Source organism: uncultured Vibrio sp. (assembly GCF_947488985.1).
Lineage (GTDB): Bacteria > Pseudomonadota > Gammaproteobacteria > Enterobacterales > Vibrionaceae > Vibrio.
The window spans coordinates 1-286 of sequence record NZ_CANLBV010000357.1 but is presented as its reverse complement, the minus strand read 5'-3'; the positions used below and the strand labels follow the sequence as shown (position 1 = coordinate 286).

1 pseudogene is annotated in these 286 nt (G+C 39.5%); it reads right to left on the bottom strand.

The window, feature by feature from the left end:
* Positions 1-74: 74 nt before the first annotated feature.
* A pseudogene (locus tag Q1A70_RS20635) lies at positions 75-221 on the bottom strand (IS1 family transposase); the annotation flags it as partial.
* Positions 222-286: the final 65 nt, after the last annotated feature.

Below are 286 nucleotides of genomic sequence, written 5' to 3'. Positions count from 1 at the left end.
GTCAGTGTAATTATCATAGTTCGTAGCATGATCCTGATTTTACTGAAAATCAAGCACCTTCAATGAGTACGGGTATAGTCATCTGTATAATAAAAGGGAATGGTAAATTTCGATAGAAGACGTTGTCGTTTATTAAATGCCTCAGTGTCTCTTTTACCAAAAACGTGGGCAATGATGCGTTTATATCTAGGTTCCCAAGCATACCAAAGCCCAGGGCGCGAGCATACTTTGATTAATTTATAACCCAAAGAAGATTCGAGCCCGATAATCATCGTTCCAACCCGCT